Source organism: Bhargavaea ullalensis (genome assembly GCF_042432615.1).
GTDB lineage: Bacteria > Bacillota > Bacilli > Bacillales_A > Planococcaceae > Bhargavaea > Bhargavaea ullalensis.
Genome location: NZ_JBHLWY010000011.1, coordinates 18,466 through 36,581, shown reverse-complemented (window position 1 = coordinate 36,581; position 18,116 = coordinate 18,466). Strand labels below are relative to the sequence as shown.

Genomic DNA, 18,116 nt, shown 5'->3' with positions numbered 1-18,116 from the left:
AGATGGAAAACAAGCCAATGCGCCAGTTTGAAGACTTTACAGAACAACTGATCCACAATCACCAGATCCCGGGTGTTTCGATTGGTCTCAATCAAGACGGCAAAGCAGTTTATTTCAAGGGGTTCGGACATCGGAATGTTGAAAAGAATTTGCCTGTCGAGCCTGAAACAGTGTTTGGAATTGCCTCCATCACCAAGTCATTCACAGCCGTGGCGATCATGCAGCTGCAGGAATCCGGAAAGCTGTCTGTGCATGACCGTGTCAAAAAGCATCTTCCGGAATTCCGGACAACAGATCCGGAGAAGACAGAACAAATGACCATCCACCACTTTTTAACGAATTCCTCGGGCTTGCCGCCATTGCCTTCCCTGGTCTATGCCAATAAACGCTCCATGGATGAAGACCCGTCGACTGCAGATTATCCGGGTCTTGAAATCGACGAAGATGACCAACAATCCCCGCTGGATTCCTATGAAGACTTGATGGACTTTATAGGAGGTCTGGAATTTGATCTGCTGGGTCCGCCGGGACTGCATTTCAGCTACTCCAATGATGCATTCGCCTTGCTGGGGGCGATTATCGAACGGGCGAGCGGGATGCCTTACGAAAAATACGTCAAAAATCATATTTTGGATCCGGCGGGAATGAAAAACAGCACATTTGAACTCGATGAACTGTCCGCCCAGGAAGACATTACAATGTTGTATGCAAAAAAAGAGAGCCGGAACAACACGACCGCGATTTATCCTGCGCCGGTATGGTGGGATGCCCCTTCGATGAGGGCGGCGGGTTACTTGAAGTCCAGCGTGCAAGACATGCTGAGGTACACCGAGATTTACCGGAACAACGGAGTAGTTGACGGAAGGCGAATTCTATCCGAGGACAGTGTGCGCCAAATGACCTATCCCTACATTGAAATAGAGCCAGGAAAGTTTTATGGGTACGGCCTGGTGATCACACCCGACTATTACGGCCATAAATTGGTTGAACACGGTGGAAATCTGAAAGCGATTGCATCTTTGATGGCAGTAGTTCCGGAGATCGGCCTGGCCGGCGTCGTATTGACAAACCTTGCCGGCGTCCCGGCTTCGACCATTTTGATGGGGGCGCTCAATGAGCATCAAGGGTATGATGCGGAACATCCTCATATCCGTTACCGGGATGCCGAAATTTCTGGCGAAGAGCTGGAAAAGTACACCGGAACCTACGCTTCAAACGAAGGAATGAGTTTCTCGATTTCCGTGAACCAAGGTTCGCCGGTATTCACTACTCAGGGATCTTCGTACCCGATCCGCTTTATCGGGGAAGACCGCTTCTTGGTGGATATTGAAGACCAGCAGGAAATTCTGAGCTTTAAATCAGACTACCAGGGGAACATTGACCGGGTTTCCTATCATTATCGGCAATTTCCAAAAGTAAAAGACACGAGCAAAGCGGGGGTGTGAAGAAATGAGCGTAATCCAAGTCGAACAAATTGACGGCCGCATCGAATCCTTGAAGGGGAAGTATAGGATTCCGGGGGTTGCCGTCGCTATTGCAAAAGACGGCAAGCCGGTTTATGAAAAGGGGTTTGGCCACCGGAACATCAGACAAGAGCAACCGGTAACGATGGACACTGTGTTTGGGGTTGCCTCCATCACAAAGTCATTCGTCTGTGTTGCCATTATGCAGTTGCAGGAAGCCGGGAAACTGAATGTGCATGACCCTGTCGTTGACTATCTTCCGGCGTTTCAGGTTAAAAACGGAACGGTCGATTCCATTACCATCCATCATTTGATGACACATACTTCCGGACTGCCGCCGCTGCCGACGTTGTTTTATGCAGGCAGGGAAAGCCGGATGAAAGATCCGTCACTGGCGGATTATCCGGGGCTGAAATTCCAAAGTGGTGATGACGGAGAGTCGATTGAAACATACGATCAATTGCTCCGGTTTATTTCACAACTGGATTTTGATTTGCTGGGGGAGCCGGGAACGGAATTCAGCTACTCGAACGATGGATATGCCATGCTCGGCATGATCATCGAAGCGGTGAGCCATGAAACGTTTGAAGGTTACCTTCGCAAGCATGTGTTCGAGCCACTGCAGATGAATCATTCCTGTGTCTTGATCGACGATCTGAAAAACTCGGATGAAGTTACAATGCTATATTCCAAACGCAAAACTGAAGAAGGCGAGGAAGTGTATGAAGCCCCGATCTGGTGGGATTCACCTGCCATGAGAGGAGCAGGTGCCGTCAAGTCCACGGTGAGGGACTTGCTAAAGTACGCAGAAATTTACAGAACAAACGGCATATCGGGCGGCAGGCGGATTTTGTCGGAAGCCAGCGTGGAAGCGATGACCTCGTGCTATATCGAATGCTCGCCGGGCCAATTTTATGGATACGGTCTGATGGTCACGCCGGACTTCTTCGGAAGTAAGCTGATCCAGCACAGCGGAAACTCCAAAGCCATTGCCTCCCACATGTGCATCATTCCTGAGCGGGGAATCACAGGCGCGGTTTTGACCAACCTTGCGGGAGTTCCGGCACCGACAATTCTGGAAGGTGCGATTAATCTGATGGAAGGGCGGGAATTCGACGCCTTCCCTGTGGAAGCCGGCGGACACTCATACACCGACCGTGAACTGAGCGGCTACACCGGGCGGTATGTATCCAGTGAAGGGATGGAGCTGGCCGTTGCCCAGGATGGCACGAAGCTATTGTTCGAAGTACCAGGCGAGGAACAGCCGATCCAGGCTGCCGCTTTATCGGAAGACGTGTTCCTCATCTACGTCCGTGACCAAGCCGAAATCGTGCAGTTTAAGTGGAAGGACGGCCAAGTTGAGCGGGTCTTCTTCCACCACCGGCAATTCCCGAAAACCAAATCATGAAGGGGTGAAGGTGATGAATGCCACAACCAGGGCGAAAAGAAACTATACGAGTTATATGACGCCGCTACAGTTCCTGGGGAATTTCACGGAAGCTTTGAACGGCCCCAATATTTATATGAAGCGGGATGACTTGTCCGGACTGACCGCCGGAGGCAATAAAACCCGCAAGTTGGAGTACATCATGGCGGATGCGATTGAACAGGGCGCAGACACGATCATCACATGTGGTGCCACGCAGTCCAACCACTGCCGGCTTGCACTGGCCGCCGCCGTCAAAGAGGGGCTCAAGTGTTCCCTGGTATTGGAAGAAGTCATATCGAACAGTTACCATCCGGAAGCAAACGGAAATATCCTCCTGTATCACTTGCTCGGCGCCGACATCACCGTCGTTCCGAAAGGCACAAACATGCAGGAGGAAATGGAGAAAGCCGCTGAAAAGGTTCGAACGCAGGGGGGGCGCCCATACGTCATCCCCCTCGGCGGCTCCAATGTGCTCGGCGGATTGGGCTACGTCAAATGCGCCCATGAAATTATTCAACAGACAGAGGAAATGGGCGTGAATCTGGATGCCATCGTAGTGGCGTCCGGGAGCGGGGCGACCCATGCAGGGCTTTTGGCCGGTTTGGTTCAATCACGCCGTCCGATACCTGTGATTGGCATTAGCGTATCGCGCAACAGTGAAGATGCAGAAGGAATTGTAAGGGGGTTGGCAGAGGGCATATTGGAGGAGTTGGTTGTTCCAAAAAGCTTATCTGACCGTTCCGTCCAATGTTTAGATGACTATGTGGGCGACGGGTATGCCATCCCAACGTCTTCCGCCCTGGAATGCATCCGGTTGTTGGCCAAAACAGAAGGCATTTTGCTTGATCCCGTTTATACCGGCAAGGTGATGGCGGGGCTGGTCGGCCTAATAAAAGAGAAAGTGTTCAATAAGGGAGACAATATTCTCTTTATCCATACGGGTGGCCTGCCGTCTGTTTTCGGTAGCGCCTCTATTCTAATCGGAAGCGGAAAAAGCGATGGACGAGATTCTAAGTAAGATTAAAGAACAGCAGCCAACTTTTTCGAACGCACTCAACAAAATCGCCGGTTTCTTTTTCAGCGATCCAAAGATATTCGCCGTCAGCTCCGCCAAAGAAGCGGGTTACAAAATCGGCGTCAGTGAAACATCCATTATCCGGTTTTGCCAAAAGCTCGGCTATGAAGGATACGGGGAGCTGCAACAGGATGTCCAAAGCCGGATCTTTGAAAAAAGCAGCCTGTCAGTTTATGTGAGCCAGAAGGAAAGTCAGGATGATTCAATTAAAAGTACAATGGCGCGAGACTTGGAAAACATCAAGAAATTGATGGAGAACTCTAGTGAAGAAAACTTGACGGAAGCCGTTAAGCGGTTAAGCCGATCAGAGCGGACGCTGGTTACTGGTGCAGGACCGTCTAGTTCAATGGCTGCCTGGTTCAGTTTTGCACTCGACATGGTGTGCGGGAATACGCGGGTGTTTTTTCCTGACCATGACAATATTCTGCTGCGGATCAATGAATTGAACGAAAACAGTGTGTTCGTCGCCTTTACTTTTCACCGCTACAACAAAGGAACGATCCTCAGTGCCAAAACAGCCAAGGAAAAAGGTTCGTTTGTCATCGGAATTACGGACCACCGGTTTTCTCCGATTTCGGAGGTGGCCGATCTGCTCCTTCCTGTAGAGCTGGGGATTAAGTCCTCATTGGACAGTGCACCGGCAGTGTTTTCACTGATGAACAGTATTGTTTTCGCTATTTCCTCGCAAAACCCCGAGTTTATCCAAGAACGCATGAAACTGTTGGACACGGCAAATGCCAGAGACTTCTTTATTTAAACGATTGTCTGTTAGTCATTGTAATGGGGGTGATGCATGAGAATGAGGGAGATCAAATGGCAGAAGGATAGTCAGTTGAAGTGAAATCGTCAGGAACATGTTCTTCTCCACTGCATGAGTTACAGTCAGTGATCTATCCATCAATGCAGACAATGGAATGGATCACACAACGATGACCTGAAAATGGAGGGACCGAGATGAAGAAAGGTTCAAAGTTATGGGTGGTGATTGTTATATCTGTATTGTTGCTGAGTGCCTGTGATATGGGGAAAGCAAGTGAGGGGAAAAACGGGAAGGGGAACCGTGAAATTGTCGTGGCCACGGTTACGGAACCAGATTCAGTGGATGTCCATAAAACAAGCTCGATCAGTGACCCGACCGCCGCTGCCTATCTCTCATTCCTGAATATGGATGACCAAGGGAGCACCATTCCGGGGGCCATCAAAGATTACGAGGTATCAGATGACGGTAAAGAAATCATTTTCAGCCTGGAAGAAGGACTCACTTTCCATTCCGGGGAGCCGTTCAACGCGGATGCACTGAAGAGTTCGATGGACAGATTCCTTGAGACGTCCCCGTTTTATGATAACGCCGGTGAGATCACCGATATTGAAGTGATGGATGATTACACGATTAAGTTTACATGGGCCGAGCCGTATGCCCCGTTTTTCAGCAATGCGGTTTCGCCATACTTGGCTCCGCTTGATACGTCCGTGTTGGACGGAAACGGAGAGGGTTTTGAGAAGAACCCGAGCGCACTGGGGCCACTCAAAATCACGGATATCAAGCGTGGCGATTCCATTACGTATGAACCGTTTGAAGATTACAAGTGGCCTGACGGCAAACCGAACTTTGACAAGGTGAAGTTCAGGTTTGTTCCTGACGAAGAAACACGCGCGTTGGAATTCAAAAAGGGAACCGTCAATATCCTGATGAATGTTCCGGGACAATATGTGGGCGAGTTGGAGAAAGATCCCGAAGTCAACATTGAGAAGGTTCCTGACTACGTCCTGAACTATTTGGGTTGGAACAACAAGTTGCCGAAGTTCCAGGACGAGCGGGTCAGAAAGGCCATCGCCCTGGCAATCGACCGGGCACCGATCGTGGATACTGCACTCGAAGGATTTGCCAGACCGGTTTACGGTCCTCTTCCGGAAGCGACATTCGGCTACAGCGAAGAAATTGAAGAAAAAGCGAAAGAAATCTATGCACGGGACACAGAAAAAGCGAAGAGCCTTTTGGAAGAAGCCGGTTGGACAATAAATTCCAAAGGCCTGGCTGAAAAAGACGGTGAGGAATTCAGCGTTGAATTGTGGGTGGACACAGACCCTGTGAATCACCGGATTGCACAAATCCTGCAGAACCAGCTGATGGAAATCGGGATCAAAATGAATATCTCGACCCAGGAGTCAGCTGCCATCATTGAACAGACGCCGCAGGGCAAGCATGAAATGATTTTGTGGGCGTACGGCTGGCTGGATGCGGATGTCATGTACTTCCTCCTGTTCGGAGAAGGCAGATCTACGCGGTTGCACTATGAAGATCCGGAGCTGAACCGAATTCTCAAAGAGGCACGAGTGGAAATGGACGTAGACAAACGGTTGGCCCTTTATAAGGAAGCACAAGAATTCGTGATGAAAGAAACTCCTTTTGTTCCTCTGTATGTGAAAGAGACGATTCATGCCACCCGCGGACTGGATAGCTTCAAAGCCCATCCGATCAGAAACTACATTGAATGGGAGCATGTAAAGGCTTCAGAAAACAACTAATCGTTTAGTGGAGGCGGAGAAGTCATGTCATTACAACAAAAAATCGAAGACGTACTAAAGGAGCAAAAAGGGGAGTTCGGCATTTACATCAAGCATCTTCAAACCGGAGAAGAAGTCAGGGTCCATGATGACCGCTTGTTCCAGATGGCAAGTGTCTTTAAAGTTCCCATCCTATTGACGCTTTTTGAACAGGTGAATCAAAGCAGACTGAAATTAGACCAGCGCATCACCATTACAGAAGAAGACAGGGTGCCGGGATCCGGTGTGTTTCAGGAGATGGATGTTGACCTGTCGGTGACGATCAAAGATCTTGCGACGATGATGATCATTGTCAGTGATAACTTGGCGACGGATATGCTTTACCGGCTGCTTGGCCGGGATGCCATCCAAAAGACCATGGATGAATTGGGTCTGGAGCAGCTGACCATCAGGCATTCCTGCCGGGAACTGCTTTGTCTGACGGTTGGTTTGGAAGCGGCACCCTATAGCCCCGAGAGCCATAAAGAGTTGGTGTCAAGATTATATGGCGAGGGAGACTACAGCGACAGCTACGTGTTGCAGACTGACCAGGAAAACAATGTGTGCACACCAAGAGAGATGGCCGTGATTTTTGAGAAGCTGGCATCGGGCGACTTTATCAGTGACAAAGTTTGTGCAGACATCCTCGATATCTTGTTCCGGCAGCAACTGGGCCAGCGGATTCCCGGCCGCCTCCCGTCTCACGTCAAAGTAGCCCATAAAACAGGGACGATCGCCACGACGGTGAATGACGCAGGGATTGTGTATTTGCCGGGCGGAAAGGGTGAATACGTCATCAGCGTCTTCTCGGTCGGCAATGAAGAAACATATAAAGGCGCCGAGACGATCGCCTTGATATCAGAGTTGGCCTATCACCATTTCGTTGAAAACACAGCGGGCAGTCCTGTGTTGGCTGATTAAAGGCAATAATCACAAAAGCGGAATCTCCAATTGGAAATTCCGCTTTTCTTTATTTCTATATATCCGTCAAAACGGTCCCCAGCCCATCCATACGCCGATCATGAGGTAGACGGCGCCGATGACGGTCCAGATGAGCAGGAGGGGGGCGACGAACTTGGCCCACTTGGTCCACGGCACACCGGCGACCGCGAGGCAGGCCATGAGGACGCCGGATGTCGGCGTGATGATGTTTGTAAACCCGTCGCCCATTTTGTAGGCCTGCACGGCGACTTGGCGCGGGACTTCCATGATGTCGGCGAGCGGGGTCATGATCGGCATGACGATGACGGCCTGGCCGCTTCCGGATGTGACGAGGAAGTTGAACAGCTCATTTGCGATGAACATGGCCACTGCACCCGCTGCGCTTGTGAATGGCGTCATGACCATGGCCATTCCTTCGACGATGGTGTCTAGGATCTTGCCGTTTTCCAGGATGACGACGATGGAGCGGGCCATCCCGATGATGAGGGCTCCGTAGACGAGTCCTTTGGCACCGTTGAAGAACTCGGCGACGAGGTTGTTCGGGGTGATCCGGTCGATGATTGCCGTGCCGACGGCGATCACGAGGAAGATGGCGGCCATTTCATTGAGGCCCCATTGGTGCTGGAACACGCCGTAGACGTAAATGCCGATGCCGATGGCCAGCCAAAGTAGAACAAGCTTATGTACAAGCGTCATTTGCTGGTTTTGGTCCACTTCGGCGTCTTTGTCGACTTTCGGGAATGGGTTGTCGCTTAATACGCCTTTGGACGGGTCTTTCTGGATCTTCTTCGCGTACCAGAAGATGTAGAGCATGGTGACGAGAACGATGGTGGCGAAGATTACCGCACGGAAACCGACGCCGGAGAAAATCGGGAGTTCTGCGATCTGCTGGGCCGTTCCGGTCGTCAGTGGATCGAGGAACGCTGTGGCGAAACCGGAATAGGCGCCGAGGTAGATGATCGACACCCCGACAATGGCGTCAAACTTCATCGAGCGGGCCAGGATGATGCCGATCGGAATGAAGGCAATGACAGCGTTGACGACGATGCCGAGCGCCCCGAAGATGGAGAACAGGATCATGACCCCGGCAATCAAGACAAGCTCTTTGTTTTTCGTTTTTTCGATTGTTTTCAGGATGAGTGCGTCGATGGCGCCGGTTGATTCGATGACCGCGAATGAACCTCCGATGATGAGGACGAGGAAGATCAGCGGGGCAGCGGCAATCATGCCTTCCTGGATGGCCAGGAACACGTCCAGCAGACCGGCTGATGAAGATTCAATCTGTGAATAGCTGCCCGGAACGACGATGGTGGCCGTATCGGTTTCTTGCCGTTCATATTCGCCTGCCGGAACGACCCAGGTCAAAACGGCAGCCAGCGCAAGGATGATGAACAAGATGACATAGGCATCAGGCAAAGCCAATTTCTTTTTCAATGGATGACCTCCCTCTCCGAAAGTGTTGAGTTTTCGGAATGTTGTATTGACTAAGAATAGGTTAAACCATATAATTTATTTTATCAATAAAAAATTAATTCATTTAAAGCGGGGCAGTGCGATGTCTTATCGGGAGAAAACGAAACAGTCATTTGATTCGTTGACGCCGGGGTTGAAGAAAGTGGGAGAGGCGCTGATGACCAGTCCGATCCTGTTTGCGACAAAGCCGGCGCGCCAGGTGGCGGAAGTGCTTGGAGTCGGGGAGACGATGATTGTCCGTTTTTCAAAAGCCATCGGGTTCGGCGGATTCGGAGAGCTTCAGAAAGATGTAAGGAAAGCATTGATGACCGGGCCATCATTGAGCGAGGAGCGGGCCACGGGGAATGACAATTCATTTGCCGGGGTGATCAGAAGTGATATCCAAAACCTGCAGCGAACCGCGGAAGGGCTGGACACTGAAGTCGCCGATGCGATTGTCGGGATGCTGGCCGAAGCGCAAACTGTGCAGGTTGTCGGCTATTATCAGTCGTTTCCGTTTGCCCACTGGTTTTCGTTCCTGCTGAATACCATCAAGGAGGATGTTCGGCTTTTCCGTCCTGAAACGGACATCGGCATCACGAAAAAGGGGCCGGATCATTGTGTGGTGATCTTTTCGTATTACCGGTATGCGCTCGGGACGATCCGTCTCGCGGAAGAAGCAAGGGCTAACGGGAACCGGGTGATCGTTATTACGGATTCCTCCGTTTCGCCTGTCGTGCCGCTTGCGGACCGGGTGCTCGTCCTGGCGGGTGCGGAAAAGTCGGCCATTGAAAAAGGGCCGGTCACTTTTTCGGTGATGAATGCCTTGCTGCTCCATGTTGCGGAACGGGTGGGGAAGCTGGACTTCATCAATCCGGCCAACCAGTATTTCATTCAATAAGAAGGGGGAGTTTCACATGAACGAGCTGAAGGAACGCGTACAAGAGACATTTGAGCACTTCCATGAACACCCGGAGCTGAGCTGGGAAGAAGTGGAGACGACGAAGAGGGTCGCAGAGCTGTTGGAGGAAGCGGGATGCCGTGTGCGCACGTTTGACGATTGCACGGGCGTTGTGGGTGAAATCGGGAATTTCGGCGAGGGCCGTCCGGTGATTGCGGTCCGTGCCGACATGGACGCGCTGTACCAGGAAGTGCAGGGAGAGATGAAGGCCAACCATTCATGCGGCCATGATGCGCACATGACGATGGTGCTCGGGACGCTTTGGACTATTCGGCAGCATCCTGAGATTCTGGACAAGATCGGCATCCGGTTCATTTTCCAGCCTGCGGAGGAAGTCGGCGCGGGCGCCTTGAAGCTGGTGGAAAAAGGGGTGGTCGACGATGTGGATTACTACTATGGCATCCATCTTCGCCCGTTCCAGGAAACGCCGGACGGAAAGGCGTCGCCGGCCATCGTGCACGGGGCGACCGGCTCGATTGCATTCGAGATCAGAGGCGATGACGCACACGGCGCACGGCCGCATTTAACGCACAATGCGGTGGAAATCGGCAATTATCTGATCAATGCGTTCCATACGATCCATCTGGACCCGAACATCGCCCATACGGCGAAAGTCACGCGTTTTCTCGCCGGCGGGCGCAACATCAACATCATTCCGGGAAGCGCACAGATGGCGCTCGACATCCGGGCGCAGACAAATGAAGTGATGGACCAGCTCCGCGCCAGGATTCTGGAAATCATCCAGTCTGCAAGGGATCTGTACCACGTGGAGATCAACATCACGGAGGATTTCGGAATTGCCGCTGCAGAAGTGAATGCGGAGGCGGAAGAAGTGGCACGCCAGGCGATCGTCCGGACGCTGGGGGAGGAAAACCTGACCGATCCGATCATTACGCCGGGCGGGGATGATTTTCATTTCTATACGATCAAGCGTCCGCAGGTGAAAGCGACGATGGTCGGCCTCGGATGCGGGCTTGCGCCGGGACTGCATCATCCGGATATGTCATTTAACCGGGAAGCGATGATGAACGGCATCCGGGTGCTGTCCGAAATTCTCGCGATTCATGCAGAAGGAGTGGAAGAAAGATGAAATCCGTCAAATTGAGTGAAGTCCGCCTGCACCATGTGAACGTCTCGTTGATCGCGCCGTTCACCACGAGTTTCGGAACGATGGAAAACAAAGATGTGTGCCTGGTGGAGGTCGTGGACGAATCCGGCGTTTCCGGCTGGGGTGAAACCGCGACAAGCAACGAACCTTATTATAATGAAGAAACGACTGCAACGGCCGTTTACATGCTGAAGGAATTTTTCATTCCCCGCCTGTTGCACCGGGAGATCAAACATCCGTCGGAAGTTCATGAGATGCTCCAGTTTGTGCGTCGCAACAACATCGCCAAAGCCGCCATCGAGACAGCGATCTGGGATGCGTTCGCAAAGAAAAACGGGCAGTCGATTGCCGGATTGATCGGCGGAACCAAAGAAGAAATCGAGTCCGGCAAGAGCATCGGCATCCAGGAAAGCCCGGATGTGCTCGTGGAAAAAGTCCGCGGATATGTCGAGGAAGGATTCCGCAAAATCAAAGTGAAGATCAAGCCGGGTGCCGACATTGAATACATGCGGGCCGTCCGCGAAGCGTTCCCGGACATCGCGCTCATGGCAGACGCCAACTCGGCCTATACACTGGATGACGCCGAACATCTGAAGCAGCTGGATGAGCTGGACCTGCTGATGATCGAACAGCCGCTCGCCCATGATGACATCATCGACCATGCGACACTGCAGAAACAGATCAAGACGCCCGTGTGTCTGGATGAAAGCATTCATACTTATGAAGATGCTCGAAAAGCGATCGAACTCGGCAGCTGCCAAATCATCAACATCAAAATCGGACGTGTCGGCGGCCTGGAAGAGTCCCGCCGGATCCACGACCTGTGCATGGAAAACGGCATCGCCGTCTGGTGCGGCGGCATGCTCGAAACCGGCGTCGGACGCGCACACAACATCCAGATGACGACGCTGCCGAACTTCACCATTCCCGGCGACACCGCCCCGTCGAGCCACTACTGGACCGAAGACATCGTCACACCGGAAATTGAAATGCATGACGGCTTGATCCGGGTGCCGGACGGCATCGGGATCGGCTATGAAGTGGACCCGGTGAAACTGGCGAAAGTGAAGCAGTCGGAAGACCGCATCACGAGCACGGAAACAGCGCACCCGATTCCGGAGTGAATAGCGAATAAGTGAGGACAAGCCCCTGACCGGTGTTGCGGTCAGGGGCTTTTTAGGAGAAATCGGCTGCGGACCCCCCAGCCTGTACAGTTCGTCCGGCAGTCCGGTTCAATGTTTGACACAGTGTAAAAGTGATGGAGGGGCCGGACTTTGTATAATTGAAATAGTCAAATTTCAAGGAGGAGACCGATGAAGGCAGATATCGTGTTCCAAAACGGAGAAGTCATCACAGTCAATGAACGAGACGAAGTCTGCGAAGCGGTGGCTGTGGCGGGCAACCGGATTGTGGCGGTCGGGTCGGATAAGGAAATGTCGGACTGGATCGGCCCGGATACCGAGGTAGTGAATCTGGGCGGAAAGACGCTGATGCCGGGAATCATCGACGCGCATCTTCACTTTGTTCTTTATGGGCTGAATCAGATGAATATCAGCTGCAAGCAACCGGAGATGGATTCCGTCGCCAATGTTTTGAAAGCGCTTCAAAAACGGGCTTCTGAAACGCCGGCGGGTGAATGGGTGCGCGCCTGGGGATTCAATGAGTCGGCCGTCTCAGAAGAGCGTTATCCGACAAGAGAAGAACTGGACGCCGTTTCGGCGGAGCATCCAATCATCATTGCCCGCACATGCAGCCATATCGGGATCGCCAATTCAAAAGCACTGGAGCTTGCGGGCATTGAGGCGGAAACACCGGATCCCCCCGGCGGCATCATCGAACGGAACCCGGATGGATCGCTGACCGGCAGGCTGATCGAGAATGCCTATATGGCGTTCAACGCGGCCGCCCGTTATTCCACTGAGGAGCTGGCGCAGGCCATGCAGCTGGCCCAGCAGCAGTTCTTTGAAAAAGGGATCACGAGCGTCCACGAGGCGGGGGCATTCGATGAGGAAAGCTACCGGATGATGCAGCTGGCATCCGGTGACGGAGACTTGAAGCTGCGGATCTACGCCATGATCGGCACATTGAATGATTGCCGGACATTCACGCTCAACATGATGGAATCGGGAGTTGTGACGGGGACAGGAAATGACCGGTTTAAAATCGGCCCGGCGAAGCTGTTCCTTGATGGCAGCTCCACAGGACCGACGATTGCAACGCGTGAAGGGTACACGAGCGATCCGGACGATCATGGGATTTTGGTTTATTCGGATGATGAAGTGTACGAAGTGCTCGGCGAAGCGCATCGCCGGGGATATCAGCTGACGGTGCATGCACAGGGCGACCGGGCGGTGGAGCAGTATCTCGATGTGATCGAACGGGCACTGAAAGAGCATCCGCGCAAGCACCGGCACCGGATCGAGCATGCGGGCGTAACGCCGCCGGACCTCCAGAAGAGGATGAAGGAACTCGGAGTGATTCCGATTCCGAATCCGCCGTTCCCCTACGAGTTTGGAGAAACCTATTTCCAGCATTACGGTGAGCGGACGGAATTCATGTATCCGGCAAGGGACTTCCTCGATCTGGGAATTCCGTGTGCCGCCGGATCGGACGCGCCGGTGACGACGGTCGAGCCGATGATCGGGCTGCATACCGCGGTGAACCGCAAAACCGCCGCCGGCAATGACTTTGGCATTCGTCAGAGAGTCAGCCTGCTTGAGGCGATCCGGATGTACACATACAATGCGGCCTACGCCAGCTTCGACGAGCAGAAAAAGGGCAGCCTTGAAGCAGGAAAGCTGGCCGATCTCATCGTGCTGGACCGGGCGATCTTGAAGGAGCCGGCCCACCGGATCAAAGAGGCCCGCGTGGAAATGACAATGATCGACGGCGAAAAAGTGTTTGAACGAAAGCCGTCGGCCGTAAAGGGATAAGGGGGTTGCGGAGATGGAGGTTCAGGTGACGAGCTGCCAGATTGAAATCCGGCCGGTCGGAAGCTTTCTAGAGTTTGAGGAGCAGGTCAGGCATGCATTTGAAAGGGTGCCGGCAGAAAGTGACTACGTGTTGTTGCCGGAACTGTTTACACTCGGGCTGCTGACGACCTTTGAAGATTTTGAGTCGATGCCGGTGACCGATTACCGGAGGCTGGCCGGATTTTTGGATGAATACAAGGCTCTGTTCTCGGCACTGTCAGAAGAGCGCGGGCAGGTAATCCTTGCCGGCACCACACTGGAAGAAGACGGCGGCCGGCTGTTTAATACGGCGTTTATCTTCAGCCCGGACGGCCGGATTCAGAGCCATCGAAAAACCCATATCTTCCCGGGCGAAGCGGCCTGGAATACATCGGAAGGAGACAGGCTGGAGGTCTTTTCCGCCGGGCCGGTGACTTTTGGCATGGCGGTCTGCTATGAGATGGAGATACCGGAAATTTCGGCGATCTATCAGCAGAAAGGGGCCGATCTTATCTTCTGTCCGTCATTTACCTTCACGCCACACGGGTTTTGGCGGGTCCGTCACTGCACGCATGCACGGGCAATCGAAAATCAGGTGTATGCCGTGCATTGTCCGACTGTCGGACCGGGCTACGGGATCATCAAGCCGGGGTTTGGAACCGGTGCGGTTCTCTCTCCTTGCGATCTTGCCTGGACGGAAAGCGGTGTGCTTGCGGAGGGTTCTGAGGAGGAGCGCATTGTGACAGCAAAACTTTCAATGGAAGCACTGTACGAGAATCGCCGGACGGGTGCCGCCACGACTGTGCGTGACCGGCGGCGCAGAAAGAGTTTATATGAGAATGAATCGGGCGGAGTGGACCGGGGAGGAATGATCAGATGAAGAAACCGCAATTGCTGTTGCTGATCCCGTTCATCGGGATGGCGTTCTGTTTGCCATTGGCCAATAAAATCGAGCCATATGTTCTGGGCCTTCCGTTTTTCATGTTCTGGATTGTCCTTTGGATGGTGCTGTCATCGCTGATCATGTGGATCGTGTACCGTCTTGAATATGGCCGGAAGGAGGAAAAAGCATGAACAGTGCACTGCTGATCATCTTCCTTTTTGCGGGGGTTGCGCTCTACCTCGGCATACGGGCCACAAAGGGCAAGGAAATGAACGTCGACGAATTCGCGGTCGGAAACAAGGGCTTTGGAACGCTGTTCATCTTTCTGTTGATCGCGGGTGAGGTGTATACGACATTCACGTTCCTCGGAGGGAGCGGGTGGGCGTATTCCCACGGGGTTGCGGCGTTTTATGTACCGGCCTACATCTGTCTCGCCTACGTGCTGTCTTATTGGATGGTGCCGAAGATTTGGCGGTTTGCGAAAGACAACGATATCATTTCACAGCCGGCGTACTTCTCGGCGAAGTATAAAAGTCCGGTGCTTGGTATTGTAGTTTCGCTGCTCGGAACGGTTGCACTCATTCCCTACATTGTCATTCAGCTGAAAGGGCTCGGGATCATTGTCGGGGAGGCGTCATACGGGGCGATCAGCCCTGTGATGGCAAGTGCAATCGGCGCCGTGATCATCACAATCTATGTGACGATTTCGGGAATCCATGGTTCTGCCTGGACGGCGGTCATGAAAGACATCATGATCCTGCTCGTCATCATTTTCCTCGGTCTGTACATACCGATTCATTACTTCGGCGGATTCAAGCCGATGTTTGAGGCAGTGCAGGCAGTGAAGCCGGAAGCACTGACTTTGCCAAGTGAAGGATTCAGTCTGGTCTGGTTCATTTCAACAATTATTCTGAATGCATTCGGTTTTTATCTGCTGCCGCAGTCATTCTCGGTAATCCTGTCGGCAGACGGAGAAAAGGTACTGAAGAAAAATGCGATTACGCTGCCGATTTACACGATCCTTCTTCTGTTTGCCTTCTTCATCGGATTCGCGGCAATCATCCAAGTTCCGGGCCTGCAGGGAGCCGACGGGGATCTGTCGCTTCTGCGGCTTGTGATGAATACCTTCGACCCATGGGTGGTCGGCATTGTCGGAGCGGCCGGTCTCCTGACGGCTCTCGTTCCGGCGTCTGTCATGCTCATGTCGGCATCCATCGGTCTCATGACGGGAATCTACCGGCTGATCAAGCCGGATGCGACCGACCGCCAGCAGTTGAGGGTATCCAAAGGCCTCGTCTTCGTCATCATCGCCATCGCATTCGCCTTCACGGTGTCCGGCGGAGAAGCTCTTGCGTTGCTCAACATCATGTCGTACAGCCTGATCACGCAACTCGTGCCGGGACTCCTGTTCAGTTTCACCCGTTCGAAGTTCATGAATAAAGTCGGCGCGATGACCGGCATTATTGCAGGTACGGGCATGGTTCTCCTTAACGCCATCACGGGAATGAAGCTGGCCGATATCTTCCCGAATATACCGGCGTATTTGAATGACCTGAACACCGGAATGATTGCGCTCGCCGTGAACTTCGTCATTGCGATCGCAGTGAGTCTGGCCACGAACAACCTGATTGAAAAAAGCGGGGAAAAGATGCTGCGGTCACAGAAGGCACTGAATGCCGATTGATGAACGGAGTTGTCGCTCCTTCTTCCTTTGATAAAGGAAGAAAGGGCGACAACTCTTTTTTGCGGAATCAAAGAGGTGGAACAGGATGGGCTGACAAGTATTTTTACTCTTCCAAAAAAACGCTTGCCCTCCGTACGGCCATTCTGTATACTTCTATTCAAATATAAATAATCAAACAAAATTGAATAATCACCATCAAGGGAGGTGTGGCAGGACATGTCTGCGTTTTACTTGGATTCGAATCCGGTTCCGGAAGTGATTGATTCTTCGCAGGAGGATTTGATCGTCACGAACCGGGACGGGATCATCGTAAAAGTCTCGAGGCAGAGCGGTCTTCATTACAATCTGAGTGCGGAAGAGCTTCTCGGTGCGTCGGTTTACGATCTGGAGAAGCAAGGGATTTTCGCGCCGGCGATCACACCGCTTGTCTTGAAAGAAAAGAAAAAGGTTGTGGTGATCCAGGAAACGCCTGCAGGGAGCCGGGAGCTGATCATGGGGTTTCCGCTGTTTGACGCATCGGGCGATGTGGAGTTTGTCGTCAGTTATTCGTATGAGTGGTCGGAGCTGCAGGTGATTCAGGGCCATATCAGCGGGTTGGAGGCGGAGATGGCGAGCCTGCGGGAAGAGCTGAGCCGCCTGCGGAAGGAATCGGTGGACACGTCGGGTCTTGTGCTTTCTTCACGGCCGACGTTGGAAGCGTTTACGACCGCTTTTGAGGTTGCCGATCTTGAAGTGCCCGTGATGATCTACGGTGAGCACGGGACGGGGAAGGCGACGCTCGCGAAGGAGATCCACAAGCGGAGCGGCCGGAGCGGCCAGGCATTCCTGACGCTTGACTGCCGGACAATTCCGGAAGCTTTGTTCGAGCGGGAGCTGATCGGTGACGGCCGTGGACATGCCGGGCTGCTTGCCGTTGCGGATGGCGGCACGCTTTATCTTGAAGGGATCGACCGGTTGCCGCTTCATCTGCAGACCCGGCTCGCCGCACTCTTGAAGGAGAAGAAATACCGGGCGGGGGACGGGTCGGAACTGACTTCGTTCGATGTGCGGTTCATTTGTTCGGCGGAAGGCGATCTGGGCGGGGCCGTGGCGGACGGGGAGTTTCTCAGCGAGCTGTATTATTTGCTGCAGATCGTGCCGATCGAGCTGCGCCCGCTCATGGAGCGCCGGGAAGATCTGTCGATGCTGATTCCGCTCTTCCTGGATTCTTTCAACGAAAAGCACCGGAAGGAACGGGAACTGTCGCGGGAGCTGTTCGACGGGCTGCTGAATCTGCCGTGGCCGGGAAATATCGACGAGCTGCAGAACGTGATGGAGCGGCTCGTCGTGTCGGGGCGTGAGCGGGTGCTCGTGCCGGACGACCTGCCGATGGAATACCGGCTTGCGTCGCCGTCCGCTTTATCCGATATCGGACTCGACGGGCGTTCGCTGCCGAGCATCCTGGAAAGCGTGGAAAAGCGCGTGCTGAAAATCGCGAAGCAGCGCTACGGGACGACGACGGAAATGGCAAAGCAGCTCGGCATCAGCCAGCCGTCGGTCGTCCGGAAGCTGAAGAAATATGAAGGCAAATGATTGGAAGAACAGCAGAGGTAGGGACTCAGCCCGGATTGGTAGGGATTTAGCC

General features: G+C 53.1%; 15 protein-coding genes. 14 read left to right on the top strand and 1 reads right to left on the bottom strand.

Annotated features, from left to right (window positions below; genetic code table 11):
- Positions 1-2 precede the first annotated feature (2 nt).
- The 6 genes from ACFFIY_RS03030 (at position 3) to ACFFIY_RS03005 (ending at position 7,432) form a co-directional block, all read left to right on the top strand.
- Positions 3-1,445 carry a serine hydrolase domain-containing protein gene (locus ACFFIY_RS03030; RefSeq protein ID WP_354197886.1) on the top strand — a complete coding sequence of 481 codons (1,443 nt, stop codon included), beginning with the start codon at positions 3-5 and terminating at the stop codon, positions 1,443-1,445.
- Between the two features lie 4 nt (positions 1,446-1,449).
- Positions 1,450-2,871 carry a serine hydrolase domain-containing protein gene (locus ACFFIY_RS03025; protein WP_354197888.1) on the top strand — a complete coding sequence of 474 codons (1,422 nt, stop codon included), beginning with the start codon at positions 1,450-1,452 and terminating at the stop codon, positions 2,869-2,871.
- 13 nt (positions 2,872-2,884) lie between these two features.
- A complete protein-coding gene (locus ACFFIY_RS03020) occupies positions 2,885-3,910 on the top strand; it encodes a D-cysteine desulfhydrase family protein (protein WP_354197890.1) in 1,026 nt (341 codons plus the stop codon).
- Positions 3,891-4,724, top strand: coding sequence for a MurR/RpiR family transcriptional regulator (locus ACFFIY_RS03015; RefSeq protein WP_354197892.1), 834 nt, complete (start codon positions 3,891-3,893; stop codon positions 4,722-4,724). Before ACFFIY_RS03020 ends, ACFFIY_RS03015 begins: the two co-directional genes overlap by 20 nt.
- 314 nt (positions 4,725-5,038) lie before the next feature.
- Positions 5,039-6,493, top strand: coding sequence for an ABC transporter substrate-binding protein (locus ACFFIY_RS03010; protein WP_354197894.1), 1,455 nt, complete (start codon positions 5,039-5,041; stop codon positions 6,491-6,493).
- Between the two features lie 24 nt (positions 6,494-6,517).
- Positions 6,518-7,432 (top strand): serine hydrolase, encoded by a 915-nt coding sequence (locus tag ACFFIY_RS03005; protein ID WP_354197896.1) that lies wholly within the window; start codon positions 6,518-6,520, stop codon positions 7,430-7,432.
- A 66-nt stretch (positions 7,433-7,498) separates the two neighbouring features.
- Here the strand turns inward: ACFFIY_RS03005 and ACFFIY_RS03000 are convergent, their stop codons facing one another.
- A complete protein-coding gene (locus ACFFIY_RS03000) occupies positions 7,499-8,887 on the bottom strand; it encodes a YfcC family protein (protein ID WP_354197898.1) in 1,389 nt (462 codons plus the stop codon).
- 121 nt (positions 8,888-9,008) lie between these two features.
- Between ACFFIY_RS03000 and ACFFIY_RS02995 the strand changes: the two genes are divergently transcribed.
- The 8 genes from ACFFIY_RS02995 to ACFFIY_RS02960 all read left to right on the top strand — a co-directional run bounded on the left by ACFFIY_RS02995 (position 9,009) and on the right by ACFFIY_RS02960 (position 18,064).
- Positions 9,009-9,806, top strand: coding sequence for a MurR/RpiR family transcriptional regulator (locus ACFFIY_RS02995; RefSeq protein WP_354197900.1), 798 nt, complete (start codon positions 9,009-9,011; stop codon positions 9,804-9,806).
- Positions 9,807-9,822: 16 nt separating this feature from the next.
- Positions 9,823-10,956 (top strand): M20 peptidase aminoacylase family protein, encoded by a 1,134-nt coding sequence (locus tag ACFFIY_RS02990; RefSeq protein WP_354197902.1) that lies wholly within the window; start codon positions 9,823-9,825, stop codon positions 10,954-10,956.
- Positions 10,953-12,098 (top strand): o-succinylbenzoate synthase, encoded by a 1,146-nt coding sequence (gene menC / locus ACFFIY_RS02985; protein ID WP_354197904.1) that lies wholly within the window; start codon positions 10,953-10,955, stop codon positions 12,096-12,098. The genes ACFFIY_RS02990 and menC overlap by 4 nt, the downstream gene beginning before the upstream one ends.
- 189 nt (positions 12,099-12,287) lie before the next feature.
- Complete coding sequence (locus ACFFIY_RS02980; protein WP_354197906.1) at positions 12,288-13,907, top strand: amidohydrolase; 1,620 nt, start codon at positions 12,288-12,290, stop codon at positions 13,905-13,907.
- A gap of 13 nt (positions 13,908-13,920) precedes the next feature.
- On the top strand, positions 13,921-14,805 hold the full coding sequence (locus ACFFIY_RS02975) for a nitrilase-related carbon-nitrogen hydrolase (RefSeq protein WP_354197908.1): 885 nt from the start codon (positions 13,921-13,923) through the stop codon (positions 14,803-14,805).
- Complete coding sequence (locus ACFFIY_RS02970; RefSeq protein ID WP_354197910.1) at positions 14,802-14,999, top strand: DUF3311 domain-containing protein; 198 nt, start codon at positions 14,802-14,804, stop codon at positions 14,997-14,999. Before ACFFIY_RS02975 ends, ACFFIY_RS02970 begins: the two co-directional genes overlap by 4 nt.
- Positions 14,996-16,492, top strand: a complete 1,497-nt coding sequence (locus ACFFIY_RS02965; RefSeq protein ID WP_354197912.1) for a sodium:solute symporter family protein — start codon at positions 14,996-14,998, stop codon at positions 16,490-16,492. Before ACFFIY_RS02970 ends, ACFFIY_RS02965 begins: the two co-directional genes overlap by 4 nt.
- Before the next feature lie 216 nt (positions 16,493-16,708).
- Complete coding sequence (locus ACFFIY_RS02960) at positions 16,709-18,064, top strand: sigma 54-interacting transcriptional regulator (RefSeq protein ID WP_354197914.1); 1,356 nt, start codon at positions 16,709-16,711, stop codon at positions 18,062-18,064.
- The last annotated feature ends 52 nt before the right edge of the window (positions 18,065-18,116 follow it).

Excerpts from the sequence above, each read along its gene's own strand:
- ACFFIY_RS03030 (WP_354197886.1), top strand. The coding sequence starts at position 3 with ATGGAAAACAAGCCAATGCGCCAGTTTGAAGACTTTACAGAACAACTG.
- ACFFIY_RS03025 (WP_354197888.1), top strand. The coding sequence starts at position 1,450 with ATGAGCGTAATCCAAGTCGAACAAATTGACGGCCGCATCGAATCCTTG.
- ACFFIY_RS03020 (WP_354197890.1), top strand. The coding sequence starts at position 2,885 with ATGAATGCCACAACCAGGGCGAAAAGAAACTATACGAGTTATATGACG.
- ACFFIY_RS03015 (WP_354197892.1), top strand. The coding sequence starts at position 3,891 with ATGGACGAGATTCTAAGTAAGATTAAAGAACAGCAGCCAACTTTTTCG.
- ACFFIY_RS03005 (WP_354197896.1), top strand. The coding sequence starts at position 6,518 with ATGTCATTACAACAAAAAATCGAAGACGTACTAAAGGAGCAAAAAGGG.
- ACFFIY_RS02995 (WP_354197900.1), top strand. The coding sequence starts at position 9,009 with ATGTCTTATCGGGAGAAAACGAAACAGTCATTTGATTCGTTGACGCCG.
- ACFFIY_RS02990 (WP_354197902.1), top strand. The coding sequence starts at position 9,823 with ATGAACGAGCTGAAGGAACGCGTACAAGAGACATTTGAGCACTTCCAT.
- menC (WP_354197904.1), top strand. The coding sequence starts at position 10,953 with ATGAAATCCGTCAAATTGAGTGAAGTCCGCCTGCACCATGTGAACGTC.
- ACFFIY_RS02980 (WP_354197906.1), top strand. The coding sequence starts at position 12,288 with ATGAAGGCAGATATCGTGTTCCAAAACGGAGAAGTCATCACAGTCAAT.
- ACFFIY_RS02975 (WP_354197908.1), top strand. The coding sequence starts at position 13,921 with ATGGAGGTTCAGGTGACGAGCTGCCAGATTGAAATCCGGCCGGTCGGA.
- ACFFIY_RS02970 (WP_354197910.1), top strand. The coding sequence starts at position 14,802 with ATGAAGAAACCGCAATTGCTGTTGCTGATCCCGTTCATCGGGATGGCG.
- ACFFIY_RS02965 (WP_354197912.1), top strand. The coding sequence starts at position 14,996 with ATGAACAGTGCACTGCTGATCATCTTCCTTTTTGCGGGGGTTGCGCTC.
- ACFFIY_RS02960 (WP_354197914.1), top strand. The coding sequence starts at position 16,709 with ATGTCTGCGTTTTACTTGGATTCGAATCCGGTTCCGGAAGTGATTGAT.